This is a genomic window from Myxococcus llanfairpwllgwyngyllgogerychwyrndrobwllllantysiliogogogochensis, assembly GCF_006636215.1.
Lineage (GTDB): Bacteria > Myxococcota > Myxococcia > Myxococcales > Myxococcaceae > Myxococcus > Myxococcus llanfairpwllgwyngyllgogerychwyrndrobwllllantysiliogogogochensis.
In genome coordinates, this window is the sequence record NZ_VIFM01000125.1 from 1 (window position 1) to 17,892 (window position 17,892).

The following is a 17,892-nucleotide window of genomic DNA, read 5'->3' on the forward strand; positions in this document are numbered from 1 at the left end:
TCACGGTTCGGGCCGTGGCCGCCCCCACCACCGTCCCGAAAAGGTCGCCCCGGACCGGACTTCCCCCGAGATTGGCCCGGACGGGCTGCCCCAGGTCTCCCTGGTGCGCCGGGGCGTGGACCGCTGGCAGGCGGGGCACCCGTGGATTTATCGCGCGGACCTCAACGGCGACCCGGGCCTCGTCGGCGGCGAGGTGGTGCGCGTGGTGGACGGGCGCGGCTGGTTCATCGGCAAGGCGTTCTATTCGCGCCAGTCGAAGATTTCGCTGCGCTGGCTCAGCTTCGACGACGTGGCCGTGGACGACGACTTCTTCCGTCAGCGCCTGCTGGCCGCGCAGGCCCTGCGCACCCGCGCGCTCCCGGGCGAGACGACGTACCGGCTGATGCACGGCGAGGCGGACGGGATTCCGGGCCTCGTGGTGGACCGCTACGGCGACTACCTCAGCGTCCAGTTCCTGGTGCCCGCCGTGGAGCAGCGCAAGGCGCTCATCGCGGACCTGTTGCAGGAGCAGTTCCAGCCCAAAGGCATCGTCAATCGCTCGGACGTGAGCGTGCGTCACTTGGAAGGCCTGACGCCGGAGAAGGGCATGCTGCGCGGCGAGGCGCCCGGCCCCGTCTCCTTCGACGAGGGCCTGGTGCGCGTGCGCGCGGACCTGCTCGAGGGACAGAAGACGGGCGCGTTCCTGGACCAGCGGGAGAACCACGTCGTCGCCGCGCAGTACGCCCATGGCGAGGCGCTGGACTGCTTCTCGTATGTGGGAGGCTTCGCCCTCCAGCTCGCCACGCGCGCCCAGAGCGTCACGGCGGTGGAGATTTCGGAGCTGGCGGCCGCCCAGCTGCGCGACAACGCCGCCGCCAACAAGCTCTCCAACCTGAACGTCGTGGTGGCCAACGCCTTCGACTTCCTGCGCGACGCCGTGGACGAGGGTCGCAAGTTCGACACCATCGTCCTGGACCCGCCGTCCTTCGCGAAGAACAAGGACGCCATCGCCGCCGCGGTGCGCGGCTACAAGGAAATCAACCTCCGCGCCATGCAGCTATTGCGGCCCGGCGGCATCCTCATCACCGCGAGCTGCACGTACCACGTGGACGAGCAGGCGTTCGAGGACATGCTCGCCTCCGCCGCCGCGGATGCGCGCCGCCGCATGCAGATCATCGAGCGACGTGGCGCCGGCAAGGACCACCCCGTGCTGCTCAACCTGCGGGAAACCCGCTACCTGAAGTGTTACGTGCTGCGCGCCCTGTGAGGCCCCCCGCATCGACCCGCGCTCCGGTGGCATGAGACAACGGCGCTGACCATGCGGACCCGGGACTGGGATGAAGACGAGGACTCGCGCGCGCCAGGGGGCACTCGCGAGAAGGAGCGCGCACTGAAGGAAGTGCGCACCATCTACCGTCAAGCGGACGCCGCCTACGTCCCCTTCTCGTGTTCCGCCAGCGGCGAGTGCTGCCAGCTGGCCACGACGGGCCGCCAGCCCTGGCTGTGGCTGCCCGAATGGGAACTCCTGACGAAGGGCCGCCCCCTGCCCCCACCCCGCGCGGACGGCGGGTGCCCCTACCTGGATGCGGCGGGCAAGCGCTGCACCGTGTACGCGGACCGTCCGTTCGGCTGCCGCACGTTCTTCTGCGAGCGCATTCGCGGCCCCGCACGCCAACCCGCGGAGACCGTGGGAGTGCTGCTCGAGCGCCTGGAGCGCGTGTCCCAGAGCCGGGATGCCACGCTGAAAGCGCCGCGTCCCCTGCTCGAATGGCACGCGGAGGCAATCGCCTCGGCGGCGTCGCGACAGACACCCTGACGGGTCTGTCTGTACCGCGCCCGCACCCGGTCTGCGATGAATCCGGCTCTTGGAGTCAAGGCAACGTTGCAATTCGGGAGTTTTGATAACAGGAGCGCATGTATCAGGGTGAACTCGTCCGCTGACGGGGCAATGATTGCAGCGTCAATCGGATGCGGAGGCGTGGGCTTGCGGAGAAGTCGGATGCAGGGAGCGACAGGTCATCGAAGCCACCCGATGAAAAGTCGGGAGTCGCTGCCGTGATTTCTCCTCGCTGGCTCGTGGCACCGCAGGAGTTCAAGGGCACCCTCACGGCCGCGGAAGCCGCCGAGGCCATGGCCAAGGGCGTGCGGGAAATCTCGCCCGAGGTGGTGCTGGATGTCGCCCCGCTCGCGGATGGTGGCCCTGGCACGGTGGACGCGCTGCTGTCGGGCACGCGGGGCGAGCGCCGCGTGTGCCATGTGCATGGTCCGTTGGGTCAGCAGGTGGAGGCCCACTGGGCCTTGCTGGAGGATGGCCGCACCGCGGTGGTGGAGATGGCGGCGGCGTCCGGGCTGACGCGGATGGAGCCCACTCCGAGCAACGCGCGACGGGCCTCCACGTATGGCACGGGCGAGCTGATGCGCGCCGCGCTGGACGCGGGCTGCGAGCGGCTCATCGTCGGCCTGGGTGGCAGCGCCACGACAGACGGCGGCACGGGCGCGTTGACGGCATTGGGCTATCGCTTCCTGGACGTGCACGGCAACCCGCTGCCGCCGGGTGGAGGCGCGCTGGCGGCGCTGGCTCGGGTGGAGGCGACGGAGCGTCATCCCCGGCTCGGACAGGTGGAGCTGATGGGTGCCACGGATGTCACGTCGCCGCTGCTCGGGGCAGATGGCGCCGCGCACCTGTTCAGTCCGCAGAAGGGCGCGGACGCGGAGGTGGTCGAGGCGCTGGAAGCGGCGCTGGCGCACTTCGCGCGCGTGGTGGGCGACACGGCGGCGGGTTGGCCCGGTGCGGGCGCCGCTGGCGGCTTCGGTTTCGGATTGACGGCGCTCGCGGGTGCGCGACTGGTGCCCGGGTATGAGTTGGTGTCGCGCGCGCTGGGGCTGGAGCGGCGCGTGTTGCTCGCGGAGGTGGTGCTCACGGGCGAGGGCCGCTTCGACCGGCAGACGTCCCTGGGCAAGGGGCCTGGTGGGCTGGCGCGACTGGCGCGAGAGCACGGCACGCCGGTGGAGCTGTTCGCGGGCTCGGTGCAGCGCGATGAGGGACTGGAGTTGGACTTGTTCCACACGGTGGTGGACCTGAGCGCCCAGGCGCGTCCGGGGGCCTCGGCGGCGGACGTGCTCCGTGAAGCCGTGGCGCGATGGACGGTGGCGCGGCTCAAGTCCGGTCGCTGACAGTCTAGGCCTCGCCCGGGATGAAGGCCGCCGCACAAGGAGACCTGTCCTGTGGCGCGGGAGGGCTCTCCCGCGAGGCGCTCGGCAAGGGGATGGGGCGCGCGCGCCTGCACACGCACGGGAGGGAGCGGTACACTTCACAGCCATGCGCCACGTCCTGCTCGCCGCTACCGCAGCATGCCTTGCGTCCGCCTGCACCGAGGGCTCGCTCCGCACCGCCTCGGCGTCCCCCTCGTCCCAGGCTCGAAGTGGTGAAGCCCCTCCGCCCTCCCGTGCGGATTCTCCGGTGATGGGTCAGGGAACTGGCGGCACGGGCCATGCGCCGGGCACGAGTGCATCTCCCTCCACGATGGCGCAGGGCACGGGCGGAAGCTCGAACTCCGGGGTCACGCCGGCCACTGGCACGAAAGGCAACGCGAGCACTGGCAACACGACGGCTCCGGGCGCGGGAGGCAACCCAAGCACGGGGGCCACGACGGCACAGGGCACGGGAGGCAACCCAAGCCCCGCGTCCACGACACCGCCCGCGACAGCCCCAGGCGCGGGCAGCCCCGCTCCCACGGCGTCCGCATCGGGTCCCTGCGCACGCGATGAGACCTTCCGCATCACCACGGTGGGCAAGGGCACGCGCCCTGCCCTTCAGGTGGAGCCGGACCCTGGCCATGGAAAGGCCCTGCGCGCGGCGGAAGTGGACCTGGACGGCCGTGGCCAGCAGGACCTCTACGTCGTCTTCCCCACGGACGCCGGGAGCGATGGCGCCACCGTGCAGGCCCTCTACGTCCACTGCAGCGGAGACCGGTACGCCCCCGTCTGGGGCCCCGAGTACACGCTGGAGCTCAAGCCGCTGGACACCCGCACCCAGGGCTGGCGCGACGTGGTGCACCGGGAAAAGGGCGGCACGCTCGATGCGCCCACGACGAAGCGCGTGACGATGCGCTTCCAGGGCGACACCTACCAGGACGCATCCACGGAGACGGAGAAGCCCTGACGGGCGACTCCGCCTCCCGGCGACTCAAGGCACGTCGAAGTTGAACGAGTTGCGCGTCGACAACAGCGTGGTGCCCGCGGGCAGCGCGAGCTGGTAGTTGCGCGGATTCGTCGTCTGCACCGTGCCCCCAAGCCAGCCCGGCCAGTTCGCCACGTTGTCCACCGAGTCATTCACGCTGGAGGCTTCCGCGAGAATGTGGGTGATGAGCGCCGTCTCGTGCGCGTTGGTCCAGAGGTTGGGGGCCTGGGTCCAATTGAGCGTGGGGTTCGCCTGCTTCGCGGCGGTGAAGGCATTGCGCAGCCGCTGCCCCGCGGAGTTCTGCGCCGCGACATGGCCGGGACGGAAGATGTGCCAGCGCAGCAGGATGCCCATGAGCTTCTCGGACGTCGCCACGTCGCCGACGGTCGGAGCACGCGCGTTGGCGCCGGTGCCCACGTTGGCCACACCCGTGCCCCAGGGCGTGTCGCGGATGTCTCGCAGGCGGATGCGGGCCGCGTTCCACATGGCGCGCTGGAATCCCTCGATGGTCCGTCCCGCCATCTGGAAGCGGTAGTACCAGTGATACGTTTTGTAGTAGTTGCCCGCCGATTCCGTCTCGTCCATCCGCGCCCAGGTCGCGTCGTCGCGCTGCTGCGCGGGCCAACCCGAGTACTTCTTGCCACTGCTGCTGTAGAGCGTGGCGCCGTTGCCGGCCCCCGCGTCCCAGTCCTCGTCGATGCGCAGGCCGAAGAACTCGATGGCCTCCTCGAAGGCGGCCTGGTTGCTGGAGCGCAGGTAGGCGAGGAAGCCGCACAGCTCACCCTCGGAGGGCTCGGCGCTGCCGGCGAAGAGGATGCCCAGCGTCCAGTGACACGGCCCCAGTGAGATGAAGGCGTTGTCGTAGGCGTTGAGCGAGTCGAAGTACCCCAGGTTCTCCTGCTCGGCGGCGGCGCGGACCACTTTGTAGGTGGAGCGCTGGGAGGCCGTCATCGAGTTGTAGTTGGCGACGCCCACCAGGTTGGACGGCAGCAACTCCGAGGTCGCCCACGTGTGTCGGGTGGGCATGCTCACCGGCCCGCCGTAGCTGGGATAGGTGGTGTACGTGCCCAGCACGCGCAGGTCGTCCTCGTTCCGGCCGGTGGGCAGCGTGTAGTAGCCGGTGAAGTCGCGCACGTAGATGCGCGGCGCGGTGTTGGCGCAGTCGTCGTGCCGCCAGAGGTTGTCCTGGAAGACCGTGGTGGGGTTGCCGTTCGCCACGTTCATCGCCCGGACGATGACGGGGCAGCGCCAACGATTGGTGAGCCAGTGACGGATGCGCTGCTCGGTGTCGTCGTTGACGATGCCGCTGACCGCGCCCTGGTAGACCTGGGTGTTGGCCACCTGGGACAGCCGCTCCACGTAGTTGGTGCTCGTGTTGGCGGTGTCCTCCTGCGCGACGTTCTCCATCTTCGAGTAGATCTGGAACTCGCGCACGGCCCAGTCGGTGCCCAGTCCGAAGGCGCCGTCCGGAGTGCCGCCGATGAGGAAGCCCAGCTCGCGCAGGTCACGCTGGAGCCGGAGCACGTGCGTGGGCGCAGTGAGGGCATTGCCCACGGTGCCAGTACCGGGAGCGACCAGGGTGGGAGCGCCGTTGTTGCCCTGGGCGACAGGCTGTACCGCGCCACCCCAGCGGTGCTGGTCGTCGCGGTCCCTTCGCTGGAGGACGAAGCCACCGTAGCGGTGCGTGTCCACGGCCGTGGCGCTCTGCTGCGCGGTGGCGGCGGCAGCCGTGCCACCCGTCGCCGCGCCGCCCGTCGCGGTCCCTCCGCCAGTCTGCCCCGTCGCGGCGGTCGTCGTGCCCGAGCCACCCGTGCCAGTACCGCTCTGCGCGGTCGCGCCCGTCGTCGTGCCCGAGCCACCCGTGCCCGTGCCGCTCTGCGCGGTCGCGCCCGTCGTCGTGCCCGAGCCACCCGTGCCGCTCGCCGAGCCACCCGTGCCCGTGCCGCTCGCCGAGCCACCCGTGCTCGAACCACCACCTTGCGGACTCGCACTCGCCGAACCCGTCGCAGGGGGCGGAGGTGCTCCCGCTCCCGCCGACGACTCACCACCTGGTGAGCCTCCACCCTCCTCGACTTCCTCCTCGTCATCGTCCGACCCGAAGGACGGCGGCAGGACCTCCGTGCCTCCGTTCTGCTCGTGCCGGTCCGCGAGGCTCTCGAGCGTCTCCTTGCTCAGCTCACCCGTGGGAGTCAGGAGCAGCGCCAACTGGAAGCTGGCCAGCGCCGTGCGGGTGTCCTCCGTCAGCTCGTTGTTGATGGGGCCGTTGTACCAACCCAGGTTCGCCAGTCGCGCCTGCACGCCACTGAGCGCATCCAGCGGGTCCAGGTGGCCCAGCTTCAACTGCCACTCACACGACAGCTCGGGCTCCTCGGAGGTCCAGACCTTGAGCGTGGCCTCCGTCGCTTCCGGTGGCAGCGGCTGGTCCAGGAGCCCCTGGAAGGTGAGCGTCCCCTTCAGCAACTTCTCGCCCAGCTTCAGCTCGTAGCGCTTGAGCCCCAGCGGCGCGTTCGCCCGTCGCATTCCCAGCCGGATGCGGTCCGGCGGGTCTCCGCCCTGCAAGCTGTAGCTGGAGCCCGCGGAGACCTTGAGTCCCGGCAGCTCCGGGATGACCACCTCGTCATCCACCTGGAGGCAGAACGGATTCGTCCGCTTCGCGCGCAGGGGCGCGTTGTCCGGGTGGTCCCAGAGTTCCTGCCACTTGGCGAACCCATACTGCCGAGCAATCTTCGAGAGCCACTCCCCCTGCTTGACCTTGTGCCGTGTGCTCATTGCGAGTTGGGTCCTTCCAGCGAATCAGCCCTGCGGTTTCGGGAACGACAGCACGGACTCACCTTCCGGCAGCTTGTCGAGCTTCGCGCCGCCCTGCCCGTCCAGCGTGCCCTTGCGGACACTGCCATCCGGCAGCTTGAGCTCGAACTCGCGCCCCTCCACGGACCCGCCGCTCCGGCTCTTCATCTTGATTTTCATCGAGCCCGACTCGGCCGGCGGCAGCTTTCCAATCTCCTTGAGGCTGATGGACTCGCTCTTCGCCGAACCCGCCGCCTCCATCTTCACCTTGGCGCCCTTGAACTTCACCTCGGAGCCATCCAGCGTGAGCGTCTTGGCGTAGAGCTTCACGTTGCCGGACTTCTCCACCTGCAACGCCAGGTTCCCGTTGACGATGACGGAGAGCTTGTCGGACTTGAGCGAGTACGTCTTGGCCATCAAGGTCGTCTCCTCCTTGACGGCAATCTGGAACAGGCCCTTCACCTCTTCCTTCAGGTCCTTGCCCACCGTCACCGTGGCGCCGCCCTTCACCTCGGTCTTCCAGTCGGTGCCGACCTTCCGCTCCGTCTTCTCCGCCACCGTCTCGCTGCGGTGACCCATGACGTTCTCGAAGTGCGCGGCACCGACCTGAAGCGACTTCACACCTCCGGTCGCCTCGTTCAAGGCCAGCGCGACGGACACCGCCAGCGCTCCGCCAATCGTGGTGGCCTTCGCCGCGCCCACCATCTCCGATGAAGCCTTGGAGACATCCACGAAGAGGTTGCCGCCCACCGACATCACCTGGTTGCCGTCGACCGCCTCGTCGTGGCTCCCGAGCGTGGTGCTCTCACGGTCCTTCTCCACCAGCAGCGACTGGTTGCCCTCCACCACCGCCACGTCGTGCTTCTTCACCAGCAACGACTGGAACCCCTCCACCGTGCGCTTGCGGTCCTTCTTCACCAGCAGCGACTCGTACCCACCGACCTGCTGGTCCTTGTTGTTCTCCGTGAGCAGGTCTTCGTCCTTCTGCGCGTGGGTGAAGATCTCCTCCGCGCCCGTCGAATCCTCGACGCGCACCTCGTTGAAGCCGTCGCTGCCCGGGCTCGACGCGCTCTTGCGAGTGCTCTTCGTCTTCTCGTCCGGCAGCGGGTACGGCGCCATGTTGGAGCCGTTGTAGACGGCGCCCGCCACCAGCGGTCGGTCCGGGTCGCCTTCCAGGAAGCGCACCACCACCTCCTGACCGATGCGCGGCAGCCACACGTCGCCCCAGGCCGGACCGCCCCACGGCTGGCCCACGCGCACCCAGCAGGAGGCCTTCTCGTCCCTCTTGCCCTCGCGGTCCCAGTGGAACTGGACCTTCACGCGGCCATGCGCGTCGGTGTGTATCTCCTCGCCGGAGGGCCCCACCACCGTGGCCGTCTGCAGGCCCGCGATGCGCGGCGGCGGCGTCTTGCGGCGCGGCCGGAAGGGCACCGCCTTGGGCAGGAGCTGGAACTGGTTGCGATAGAGCCCCTGGAGCGACTCGCTGCCCCCGGAGACGTCCGGCTGCAGGCCCGAGTGCACCACGTCGGTGACCAGGTACTCGCCCGCGAAGACGTCCTCCTCGGACAGCTCCACCTCCAGCAGGAACCCCGGCGTCAGCCGAGGCGCCACGCTGTCACCCGCGAGCGTCCGGCCTCCCACCGTGGCCTCCTCCACGCGCACGCTCGACGTGGACTTGCCCACGCCCGGTGTCACGTAGCCTGCGGGATAGTCGTAGAGCTCCAGCGCCGTCACGCCCTCCGCGGCCTCCGTCTTTCCGGAGACATCCAGCGCGGGCTTCTCGAAGTCGTAGTCCTTCAGGTGCACGGCGCCCGGACGCAGCCGGTGCACCACTTCCAACGCGGAGAGGTACTCCTCCTCCACCACCGCCTTGCCCAGACTGGGACGCAGGGGCAGTGCCTTGCCCTGCGGCAGCGGCGCGTGCGCGCTCGGCTTGTCGCCCAGCACCAGCGTGTGCCCGTCCTCGGCGTGCTCGAAGAAGTAGAAGATGCCCTCCCACTCCATCAGCCGACTGAGGAAGGCGAAGTCCGTCTCGCGGTACTGCACGCAGTACTCGCGCGGCGCGTAGGCGGCGGACAGGGCCGCGCGCACCTCGATGCCGTTCTCCTTCAGCACCGCCTTGAGGATGTCCGGGACGGTCTTCTCCTGGAAGATGCGGCTCTTGTGGGCCTGCGTCAGTCGCCACAACCGCGGCACCACGTGCGCCCGGTAACGCCTGCGCCCCGTCTTCATCCCCAGGGCTTCCACCTCGCGCACCCAGCCGTGAACGTGCCGGGCGGCGAAATCCCGCACGGAGAACGTCACCAGGGCGTCCTGGCCCACGAGCTCCGCCACTTCGAGCGGCTCGGCGTCCACCGTGAAGAAGTCCACACGGAAGTCGTACAGCCGGCTGAGGCCCTCGGAGCCGGAGACACCCGACACGCCCAACCCGTCCGGGCCATGGGGGCCGACCTTCAGCGAGAACGCCGGTGAGCTCTGTCGTGACATGACTCCCCCTTCACCAGCGGCAAGCCATCAACGGCAGGCCGGGGACGGAGGCGGAATTCTACCACACCGAGTGAATCCCGGCGCACGCCCCACGCCGGAAGTCCGGCTCAAACGTCCAGCGGCTCCGTGGTGCGCACCACCCGCATCCCCGCCCGCCGCAGCTCCTCGATGGCCTCGTCCGCCAGTCGTGGGAAGTCCAGCGAGGGCGGAAGCGGCTCCAGCGGCGGCGCGGGCACCGGGCTCATCGCGTCCACCAGGATGTGGACCCGCCCCATCTTCGAGCGGTCCGTCCGCTCGATGTGCTCCCGGAGGTCCCTCAGCGTGGACAGGACGCAGTGCGACTTGGCCTGACCGAAGACGTAGAGGCGATCAAACGTCATCAGCCGCTCGAAGAGGCGCGTATTGAATTCGCCCACACGCTGCCCCTTCACCTCCGTCACCTCGGGCATGAGCACGGAGTAGTTCTCCGTGAGCGGGTGCTCGCCCTTCAGCTCGAAGTGGGTGGCCGTGTCCCGCGCCAGGGCGTGGAACACGCTCGCCTCGTAGAACGCCGGCACCAGCGCGTGGCTCAGGCCCCCGAGCAGCGCATGGTACGGCCAGATGGTGAGCACGTAGCGCGCCTGCGCCTCCAGGCGCTCGCAGTACTCCAGGCTCTCTTCCGGAAAGCGCGTGGCCCGCCAGCGGCCGGAGCGGACATCCGCCACGGACACCTGCGTCATCGGCGCGGGGTGCCGTCCCTCCGCGTCCTTCCACCAGGCGGGATGGAAGATTTGAAAGATGCGATGGGTGTCGAGCGAGAACACCAGCTCCGTCACCCGGTTGAGGTGCGAGTAGAGCCAGCGCAGCGTGCGCTGGGTGTCCTCGACGGCGCCGGGGACGAAGAGGCTGGCGCCGGGGGTGCAGAAGGCCACCTGCACGTCGATACCGAAGGCGGCGATGCGCACCCGGTCCTCGCGCGCGGGGCGCACGCCGTGCTCGGCGACATAGCGTCGGGCCTCGTCGGCGACCTCGGCGGTGCGCTCCAGGTAGAGCTGACCCGAGCGGGCGTCCTCGTGGAAGCGGGGGATGGGCAGCGACATGCGGTCCTCCAGGGGTGGGCCTGTATCAGCGGCCCTTGGGGAAGTGACGCCGCGTCAGCTCCTCGACGAGCGCCTTCGTGGCGGGAGTCTGGGCAATCTTCGCGGGCTCCGCGCTCGCCTCCAGCGCGCCCACCAGGGACGGCTTCTCCGGCTCGGCCTCCATGAGCGGGAAGTAGCCCTCCGGCACCGGCTCGCCTTCCTGGCCCACGAGGCCAATGGGGCCGGAGCCATGCCGACGGCGGAAGAGGACGGGAGTGCCGGGGATGCTCTGCTTGCCCTCGGCCAGCTCGTTGCCGAACTTCATCACCGGCTGGGGGCCCGTCTGCGACAGCTTGTAGATGGCGGCCACCCTGTCGCGCGTGAAGGGGCAGTCCATGGTGCGCGCGACGATGTGGCCGCCGTAGCCGTAGAACTGCGCGCTCGGATCCCAGCCCACCTGTCGCCGCAGCTCCTCGAACTCGCGAGTGGCCTCCGCGTCCAGACCATCCTCGAGGATGTTGACGGGCTTGATGCCCATGTCGCGCGCGCGCGTCACGGCGTAGAGGTACTGGAGCTTCTTGTTGCCGGAGTCGAAGCGGATGGAGTCGCCGGAGCCCGGGTCCTCGCGGATGAGCTGGAAGGCGGCGGGGATGCCCGAGGTGAGCGTGTCGAAGGTGTCCAGCAGGTAGCTGGAGCGCTGGGGGCGGCGCTCGCGCATGGCGCGGAACGCGGCATCATCCGAGCCGTAGCGCTGGATGTGTTCGTGCCCCATGGTGCCCACCGGCATCATCCCCAGCGAGCGCGCGCCCTCCACGTTGCTGGTGCGCGTCACGCCCACGTCCTTGCAGGCGCGCAGGGCGATGTCGTGCTGCCCCAGACAGGTCGCCGCGCGCAGGCCCACCTCGAAGATGCGCGCGGGGTCCTCCACCACGTCGACGAGTTCCTGGACGGTGGCGCGCACGCGCTGGGCATACCCGTCCGAGTCCACGGTGATGGGCACGGGCTTGACGCCCACCGCGTCGAGCGTCTCCAGGGCGATGGTCTTCTGCTCCTCGCAGGTGACGCGGGCGAGCGCGCGGGCCAGCACATCCCGGTCCATCAGGGCCTGGGTGGCGACCTGGATGCGGAAGTTGAGCTGGAGCAGCAGCGGCTCCACCCAGGAGACCAGGGCGGAGGGGCCGGTGAGGGTGAGGATGGGCTCGCGCGGGAAGAAGAGCGTGCCGCGCGGAATGGCGCGGATGGAGAGCTTCTCCTTGCGGAGGATGGCGGCCTTGAAGCCCACGCCCATCTCGTAGTCGTAGCGCGCGAGAAAGTCGTAGTCCTCGGGCTTCGGTTCAGGGAGGAGCGAGCGCACGTAGGCGGCCAGGTCCAGGGGCATGACCTGGAGACCGCCCTTGCGGTGTGAGTAATAGAACGTCTCCCGGCGCAACGGCCAGCCGGCCTCCGCCATGCTGAACTTGTAGCCATCCGTCGCGAGCAGCGAGGTCGCCATCCTGGGTGCCTTCCTCCGGTGTTTCTTGAGACTACGCGCGCCATGATGGGTTTCCTACCCTTCTGGCTCGCTTTCCCGGGCGTGCGGTGTCGACTCGATTAAAAGCAGAGTCCATGTCGCCGGCCCCCTCCCGACGCCTGCTCCCCGCGCTCGCGGCCAGTGTGGCCGTGCACGGGCTGCTGTGGCTGGCCGTCGACGGGATGCCTCCAGCCACGCGGGCACCGGCAGCCCTCCCCCGCCCCGCCGAGCTGGAATGGGTGGAGGTGGAGGTGACCTCGTCGGCCGTGGCGAACCCGGCACAGGAGAGCGAGGCACGTCCCCCGAAGGCGTCGAGCGCGCACAAGCAGGCGCTCACTGAGCGCCCACGTGGAGACAAGACGCTTCCCCATGCGCCCGACTCCACGCCGCGAGCCGAAGAGAGCGGGCCTCCTCCACCGAGCAACTCGGCGACAGAGATGTCCGCCGCCACGGAACGAGCACGACAGAGCACGCCCCACGCCTCGACCACACCACTGGCCGATACGGCCGCCACCGCCGAGCGTGCACAAGAGAGTGAGCCGAGCAGCCCGCGGACCGATACATCCCCCGCTGATTTCGCTCGAGAGAATGAGCGGAGCAGCCCGCGAACCGACACGTCCGCCGCCGCGCAGCAGGCACCGGAACGCGAGCCCCGCGTGCCGAGCGACGCACTCGCCGATACATCGCCGCCCATCGACCTGGCGAGGGAACACGCGCCACGCGGCTCCGTGAGCGACCTCCCCCGCGCCAATCCGCTCCTCGCCAACGATGTTCCGCGCGCGGCGCCCTCTTCCAGCGCGCTCACGGATTTCGCGCTCGCGCCGGAGAGCATGGCGCGGACCGCGGACTCCACACGACTATCGGAGCCCTCCGGCTCGCGACTGCTCCTGGCGGCTCGGACCCAGGCGGCGCCGATGCGACTGAGCGACACGACGTCGGCGCCCGACGTGGGAATCCGTGACGCACGCAAATCCCCCACGCCCCAGGCGCTCGTGGAGGACCTCGTCTCGGAGAGCGTGGGGCGCGGCAAGGTGGACCGAGGGCTCGTGCATCCCTACTTCAGCCAGCTCGGCAAGAAGCTGGTCGCCTTGTGGGACGCGGACCGCTCCGTGAAGGAGCACGGCCTCCAGGGCTACTTCGACATGGGCATGGAGCGCAGTCGCGCCTATGGCCGCGCCTGGAGCGAGCGCGCCGCCAACTACGGCTCCTCGGGCGCGTTCGTCGCGAACAACCAGCCCGTGGACGACAAGCGCCGTCCGACCAGCACGGTGGGAGACCCGGCCCTGCGCATGCGCAGCGAGCTGCGCGAGAAGATGCGCGAAGGCTTCCGCTCCACGCGCCGAGCCCTCATCCGCGTCGTCCAGGACCGCCAGGGACGCCTGCTCGACGTCTTGCTCGTGGAGCCCAGCCACCAGCCTCAAGTGGACCAGGAGGCGGTGAAGGACGTGCGCTCCGCCGCGGAGAAACTCCCACCGCCGCCCGCCGAAGCCGTGGGGAGCCGCGAGCGCATCGTCAGCCTCTGGGAGTTCGAGCTGATCATCTCCATCAGCCCGCCCATTCCCACCTTCACCTTCGAGTTCGACGAGGCGCTCGGCTTCATCGACACCCGCCTGCCCCTGGACAAGCGCATCTACAAGCGCGTGCGCCTCGTCGAGCTTCGCTAGCGCGACCTAAAGGCAGTCCACCAGGCCGTCGTAGAGCGTCGTGCTCGTCCCCGGCAACGTCGCGTAGAGCGGCTCCGGCCCCGCGAGCGCCGTCAGCAGCTTCGCCATCGTCGTGCCACGCGCCAGCGGACTCCTGCAGGCCCATGTCCGCGTCTGCGTGGAGATGACTCCCGTGCGCGAATCGATGTTCTCGGCGCTCCCACCGAACACCCAGAGGCACTGCCCGATGACACCCGTCCGCGTCTCCACCGAACAGCGAAACACGATGGACTCGATGTTCGCGTAGTCCCCCTCACAGAACGTGTCGCCACAGATGTCGTCGAAGTTCTGCCGCAGGTGAGCGCGGAGCTCGAACCACGCCTGGAACTCCACCTCCGTCTGAAAATAGCTCACCTCATCGACATACGACTTCGCCCGCCGCTCCAGGGGTAACGAGGACACCCCTGCCTGGGGCACCTGCGCCCCAGCGAACGACGACAGCCCCAACATCGACGGCACCACCCACCAAGGACTCATGCGCATCCCGACGGACCTCCCCCTGGAACCACCAGGTCACTCGGGCTTAACGCGCTCTTCACGAAAGACCGTCTTCACAACCCATCCTGGATGACATGGAGTGTCCGCCTCCCGAAAGGCAGGCCCGCATGACGTCGCTCCTCCGTCGTGTTTCCGATGTCCTCGTCCTCACTGTCGTCGCGTTGACCTTCGCGTTGCTGCCCGGCTGCGGTGAGGGCTCTTCGGAAGACGACCCGTTCGGAGAGGCGCGGCGGGCGCTGCTCGATGGTGTGGGCTCCACGGCGGCGCGCGCGGCCCTGACGAAGCGGTGGGCGCCCATCCACTACCAGGACGTGGACGTGACGGGCTCGCACTCGCTCAGCGGCAAGTCCGACTTCCTCACCCGCGTGGACTTCGACGGGGATTGGAGCGGGACGAACAACTGGGACAACACCGGCTCGCGCGTGCTCTCCGCGCATGCGTATCAGTCCGTGGTGGAGACGAGCACGCACTGGTACCTGCTCTACACGTTCTTCCACCCGCGAGACTGGTCCGACAGCATCTTCGACACCGAGCACGAGAACGACGGCGAGGGCGTGCTGCTCGTCATCCAGCGCGATGGCAGCGAGTACGGCGCGCTCGTCGGCGCGGTGACGGTGGCGCACAAGGACTTCTTCTCGTTCGTGCCCTCGGGCAGTCCGCTCGGCTCGGGCTCGGAGTCGCTCGACGGCACGCTGTCGCTGGCCTCATTCGAGGGACAACTCCACCCCATCACCGCGCAGGAGGCCAAGGGCCATGGCCTCAAGGCGTGGCCCGCGTACGACATCGTCGGTGACGGCGTGAAGTACTTCCCGTCCCTCTCGCTCGCCGAGCAGCCCTCGTCCGCCACGGACTCCGACGTGCGCTACAAGCTGGTGGACATCTACGGCGCGGAGGGGCTCTGGCCGAGGCGGGAGCTCACCACGCTGTTCTCCTCGTACGGGACGTTCCGGGGAGACACCAGCGGCGACTGCGGACTCGTGGCGGGCAACTGCGGCTCGAACTCCGCCAACTCGCCCTGGGGCTGGGATGACCAGAACGACGGCCCCATCCTCCGAGGCGAAATCGCGAATGATCCAGCGAAGCTCGCGGCCTACTACTTCAGCCCGGCGTCGCAGTTCTCCACGACGTACACCTTCAACCCGTTCAAGGGCATCGGCACGGACCCGAACCAGCCCTGAGCGGCGAGGCCCGACGACGCGGAGCGGGACTCACTCCCGCTTCCGCGCGTGGCTTCGACTTCAGGACGCGCGAGACTTCCGCGCGGGGCGACGCGTGCGGCTGCGCACCGGCGTCGAGGGGGACTGACCGTAGACGCGGTCGTAGTCCTTCATGCTGCGGCGGATGACCTCCATCGCCTCCGGCCTGTCGTAGACCTCCGCGATTTCGACGCTGCGCTTTCCCTCACCGGGAATCTGCTTGTAGGTGAGGAAGTAGTGCTTGAGACGGTCCAACAGCGGACGCGGGAGCTGGGCGATGTGCTGCAGCTCTCCGTAGACCAGGTCGGACTCGAGCACCGCGATGATTTTGTCGTCCGCCTCGTTGCCGTCGATCATCCGGAAGCCGCCGATGGGCACCGCGCGCACCAGGAGGTTGCCATTGCTGACGACCTTCTCCGTCAGCACGCAGATGTCGATGGGGTCCCCATCGCCCTGGATGTTCTTCACGCCCGTGCGCTCGGCGCAGCGCTTCGCCACCAGCTCGTCGCAGTACGTCTGGGGAATGAAGCCGTACAGCGTCGGGCACTGGCTGCTGAACCGCTGCGGCCGGTCCAGCTTCAAGATGCCTGACTCCTTGTCCAGCTCGTACTTCACCGCGTCCGTGGGGACGATTTCGATATAGGCGGTGACGATTTCAGGAGACTCGTTCCCGGGGGTGATGCCGTGCCAGGGATGAGCCGCGAACGACTTCTGAGGTGCTGACTTCTTCATGTGGGTACGTCTCCCGAGCGCCTGCACGCCTCGGAGTAGAGTTGCGCGACCGCGTCCTCCAGCTCGCCCGTGAGCGCGTCGCGGTCTTCAATCGTCAGGCCCTGCGTGGGGATGGGCTTGCCCACCACCAGCGCCACGCGCTGGCCCCACTGCACCGCCCGTCCTCCCTTGGGAAGGATGAGCCGCGTCCCCGACACCGCCATGGGCACCACCGGCACGCCCGCCTGGATGGCGAGCGTCGCGGCCCCCTTCTTGAACGGCCGCAGCCGTCCGTCCTCGCTGCGAGTGCCCTCGGCGTAGAAGAGCACGCTCACCCGCTCGCGCAGCGCCGTCACCGCCTCCTCCAACCGGGCCCGGTCCTCACTGCCGCCGCTGCGCGCCACGGGGATGTTGCCCGCCCGCCGCAGCGCCGCGCCGAACACCGGAATCTTGAACAGCTCCGCCTTCGCCACGAAGCGCGTGTGCGTCTCCACGTACGCCATGTTCAGCGGCGCGTCGTAGTGCGACTGGTGGTTGCACACGAAGACGACGTGGCCCTCCGTGGGAATGTGCTCCAGCCCCACCGCCTCGTGACGCACACCCGCCGACGCCAGCACGCCCCGCGCCCAGACCCTCAGGGCCTTGTCCGCCTCCCGGTGCGCGCCTCCCACCGACAACGCGGAGATGACCGAGGAGAACACCCCCGTCAGGCCCACTGCTGAAACACCCGCGAACGCCGTCCGGACGATGTCTCGAATCACACGAACTCGTGGGCGGGGAACAGGAGCACGTCCGAGATGCGCTGGACCCCGAGCAGCAGCATCAGGATTCTGTCGAGCCCCACGGCGATTCCCGCCGAGGGCGGCATTCGACCTACTGCGTCAAGGAACCGTTCGTCCAAAGGATACACGGAACGCCCCAGCTTGCGCCTGAGGTCCTGTTCCTCGAGCAACCTCGCCCGCTGCTCGGTTGCGTCCGTCAGCTCGGAAAACCCGTTCGCGAGCTCCAGGCCCTTCGCGTACAGCTCCACCCGCTCCGCCACCGAGGCGTCCCCGGGCTTCAGGCGAGAGAGCGCCGCCATGGACGCCGGGTACTCGATGAGGAACGTGGGCCGCTCGTGGCCCAGCCCGAGTTCCACGCGTTGCAGGAAGAGGTGGAAGAAGACGTCATCGAAGCTCTCCGCGTCGCCCGTCCGCACGCCAGCGGCCTCGGCGGCCCGCTTGAGCGAGGGCCCGTCCGAGTGCACGCGGATGTCCACGCCCGTCGCCTTGAACACGGCGTCGCGCACCGTAAGGCGCTCGTAGGGCGTGCGCGTGAAGAAGGCCGGGTCGGCGCCGGGCTCGCCTTCCGTGGTGGAGCGCCCCGCTTCAGCGAGCGCGCCTTCCAGGTCCGCCATGATGGCGTGGTAGTCCGCCTGGGGCCGGTAGAACTCCAGCATCGTGAATTCCGGATTGTGCGTGGCGGAGACCTCGCCGTTCCGGAACACCTTGCACAGCTGGAAGAGAGGGCCGGCCCCGTCGGCGAGCAGACGCTTCATCGCGTATTCGGGGCTGGTGTGGAGATAGAGCGTGCGCGCGGTGCCGACGTCCGTCTCGGGGATGAAGCCCGCCTCGAAGGCGTTGATGTGCGGCTCCATTCCCGGCGTGGGGATGAGCAACGGCGTCTCCACCTCCAGATACCCCTGGGCGACGAAGAAACGTCGAAGGGCGGAGTAGAGGGCCTGGCGTCCCCGGGCGGCCCGCCATTGAGAAAGGTTGGGCATGGGCCTGTCGGAAGTAACATG

The 17,892-nt window shown here is 68.9% G+C and carries 14 protein-coding genes; 6 read left to right on the top strand and 8 right to left on the bottom strand.

The features are described from left to right. The 4 genes from FJV41_RS27225 to FJV41_RS27240 form a co-directional block, all read left to right on the top strand. Positions 1-1,246: class I SAM-dependent rRNA methyltransferase (locus FJV41_RS27225; RefSeq protein WP_246137442.1), on the top strand; the 1,246-nt coding region annotated here is incomplete at its 5' end. Between the two features lie 51 nt (positions 1,247-1,297). Beyond that, positions 1,298-1,795: a YkgJ family cysteine cluster protein gene (locus tag FJV41_RS27230; protein ID WP_141645486.1), complete on the top strand. Its 498-nt coding sequence runs from the start codon at positions 1,298-1,300 to the stop codon at positions 1,793-1,795. A gap of 239 nt (positions 1,796-2,034) precedes the next feature. Then, positions 2,035-3,153 carry a glycerate kinase gene (locus FJV41_RS27235; protein WP_141645487.1) on the top strand — a complete coding sequence of 373 codons (1,119 nt, stop codon included), beginning with the start codon at positions 2,035-2,037 and terminating at the stop codon, positions 3,151-3,153. Positions 3,154-3,442: 289 nt separating this feature from the next. Then, entirely contained in the window at positions 3,443-4,141 is a 699-nt protein-coding gene (locus FJV41_RS27240) for a hypothetical protein (protein WP_141645488.1), read from the top strand. A gap of 24 nt (positions 4,142-4,165) precedes the next feature. On the opposite strand, the gene FJV41_RS27245 is transcribed toward FJV41_RS27240, so the two are convergent. The 4 genes from FJV41_RS27245 to FJV41_RS27260 form a co-directional block, all read right to left on the bottom strand. Next, complete coding sequence (locus FJV41_RS27245) at positions 4,166-6,928, bottom strand: peptidoglycan-binding protein (protein WP_141645489.1); 2,763 nt, start codon at positions 6,926-6,928, stop codon at positions 4,166-4,168. 24 nt (positions 6,929-6,952) lie between these two features. Continuing rightward, entirely contained in the window at positions 6,953-9,433 is a 2,481-nt protein-coding gene (locus FJV41_RS27250; protein ID WP_141645490.1) for a type VI secretion system Vgr family protein, read from the bottom strand. Positions 9,434-9,540: 107 nt separating this feature from the next. Next, positions 9,541-10,512: a nicotinamidase gene (locus FJV41_RS27255; protein WP_141645491.1), complete on the bottom strand. Its 972-nt coding sequence runs from the start codon at positions 10,510-10,512 to the stop codon at positions 9,541-9,543. 25 nt (positions 10,513-10,537) lie between these two features. Then, positions 10,538-11,983, bottom strand: coding sequence for a nicotinate phosphoribosyltransferase (locus FJV41_RS27260; protein WP_141645492.1), 1,446 nt, complete (start codon positions 11,981-11,983; stop codon positions 10,538-10,540). A gap of 113 nt (positions 11,984-12,096) precedes the next feature. Between FJV41_RS27260 and FJV41_RS27265 the strand changes: the two genes are divergently transcribed. After that, positions 12,097-13,665 (top strand): TonB C-terminal domain-containing protein, encoded by a 1,569-nt coding sequence (locus FJV41_RS27265; RefSeq protein WP_246137443.1) that lies wholly within the window; start codon positions 12,097-12,099, stop codon positions 13,663-13,665. Positions 13,666-13,671: 6 nt separating this feature from the next. Here FJV41_RS27265 and FJV41_RS27270 read toward each other — a convergent pair whose 3' ends face one another. Then, positions 13,672-14,187, bottom strand: a complete 516-nt coding sequence (locus FJV41_RS27270; RefSeq protein ID WP_141645493.1) for a hypothetical protein — start codon at positions 14,185-14,187, stop codon at positions 13,672-13,674. 122 nt (positions 14,188-14,309) lie between these two features. Here FJV41_RS27270 and FJV41_RS27275 point away from each other — a divergent pair, with 122 nt between their 5' ends. Further along, complete coding sequence (locus FJV41_RS27275; protein ID WP_141645494.1) at positions 14,310-15,380, top strand: hypothetical protein; 1,071 nt, start codon at positions 14,310-14,312, stop codon at positions 15,378-15,380. A 60-nt stretch (positions 15,381-15,440) separates the two neighbouring features. Here the strand turns inward: FJV41_RS27275 and FJV41_RS27280 are convergent, their stop codons facing one another. Genes FJV41_RS27280 through epmA form a run of 3 tightly spaced genes read right to left on the bottom strand, consistent with a single transcriptional unit; the run spans position 15,441 to position 17,871 of the window. Further along, positions 15,441-16,130: an inorganic pyrophosphatase gene (locus FJV41_RS27280; RefSeq protein ID WP_141645495.1), complete on the bottom strand. Its 690-nt coding sequence runs from the start codon at positions 16,128-16,130 to the stop codon at positions 15,441-15,443. Further along, a complete protein-coding gene (locus FJV41_RS27285) occupies positions 16,127-16,870 on the bottom strand; it encodes a lysophospholipid acyltransferase family protein (protein WP_141645496.1) in 744 nt (247 codons plus the stop codon). The genes FJV41_RS27280 and FJV41_RS27285 overlap by 4 nt, the downstream gene beginning before the upstream one ends. Further along, the gene (gene epmA, locus FJV41_RS27290) at positions 16,867-17,871 is read right to left on the bottom strand and encodes an EF-P lysine aminoacylase EpmA (RefSeq protein WP_141645497.1); all 1,005 of its coding nucleotides are present in this window, start codon (positions 17,869-17,871) and stop codon (positions 16,867-16,869) included. Before epmA ends, FJV41_RS27285 begins: the two co-directional genes overlap by 4 nt. Positions 17,872-17,892 lie beyond the last annotated feature (21 nt).

Bases quoted from the DNA above. Each gene is read 5' to 3' on its own strand.
- FJV41_RS27230 (WP_141645486.1), top strand. From the start codon at position 1,298: ATGCGGACCCGGGACTGGGATGAAGACGAGGACTCGCGCGCGCCAGGG.
- FJV41_RS27240 (WP_141645488.1), top strand. From the start codon at position 3,443: ATGGGTCAGGGAACTGGCGGCACGGGCCATGCGCCGGGCACGAGTGCA.
- FJV41_RS27245 (WP_141645489.1), bottom strand. From the start codon at position 6,928: ATGAGCACACGGCACAAGGTCAAGCAGGGGGAGTGGCTCTCGAAGATT.
- FJV41_RS27250 (WP_141645490.1), bottom strand. From the start codon at position 9,433: ATGTCACGACAGAGCTCACCGGCGTTCTCGCTGAAGGTCGGCCCCCAT.
- FJV41_RS27255 (WP_141645491.1), bottom strand. From the start codon at position 10,512: ATGTCGCTGCCCATCCCCCGCTTCCACGAGGACGCCCGCTCGGGTCAG.
- FJV41_RS27260 (WP_141645492.1), bottom strand. From the start codon at position 11,983: ATGGCGACCTCGCTGCTCGCGACGGATGGCTACAAGTTCAGCATGGCG.
- FJV41_RS27265 (WP_246137443.1), top strand. From the start codon at position 12,097: ATGTCGCCGGCCCCCTCCCGACGCCTGCTCCCCGCGCTCGCGGCCAGT.
- FJV41_RS27270 (WP_141645493.1), bottom strand. From the start codon at position 14,187: ATGCGCATGAGTCCTTGGTGGGTGGTGCCGTCGATGTTGGGGCTGTCG.
- FJV41_RS27275 (WP_141645494.1), top strand. From the start codon at position 14,310: ATGACGTCGCTCCTCCGTCGTGTTTCCGATGTCCTCGTCCTCACTGTC.
- FJV41_RS27280 (WP_141645495.1), bottom strand. From the start codon at position 16,130: ATGAAGAAGTCAGCACCTCAGAAGTCGTTCGCGGCTCATCCCTGGCAC.
- epmA (WP_141645497.1), bottom strand. From the start codon at position 17,871: ATGCCCAACCTTTCTCAATGGCGGGCCGCCCGGGGACGCCAGGCCCTC.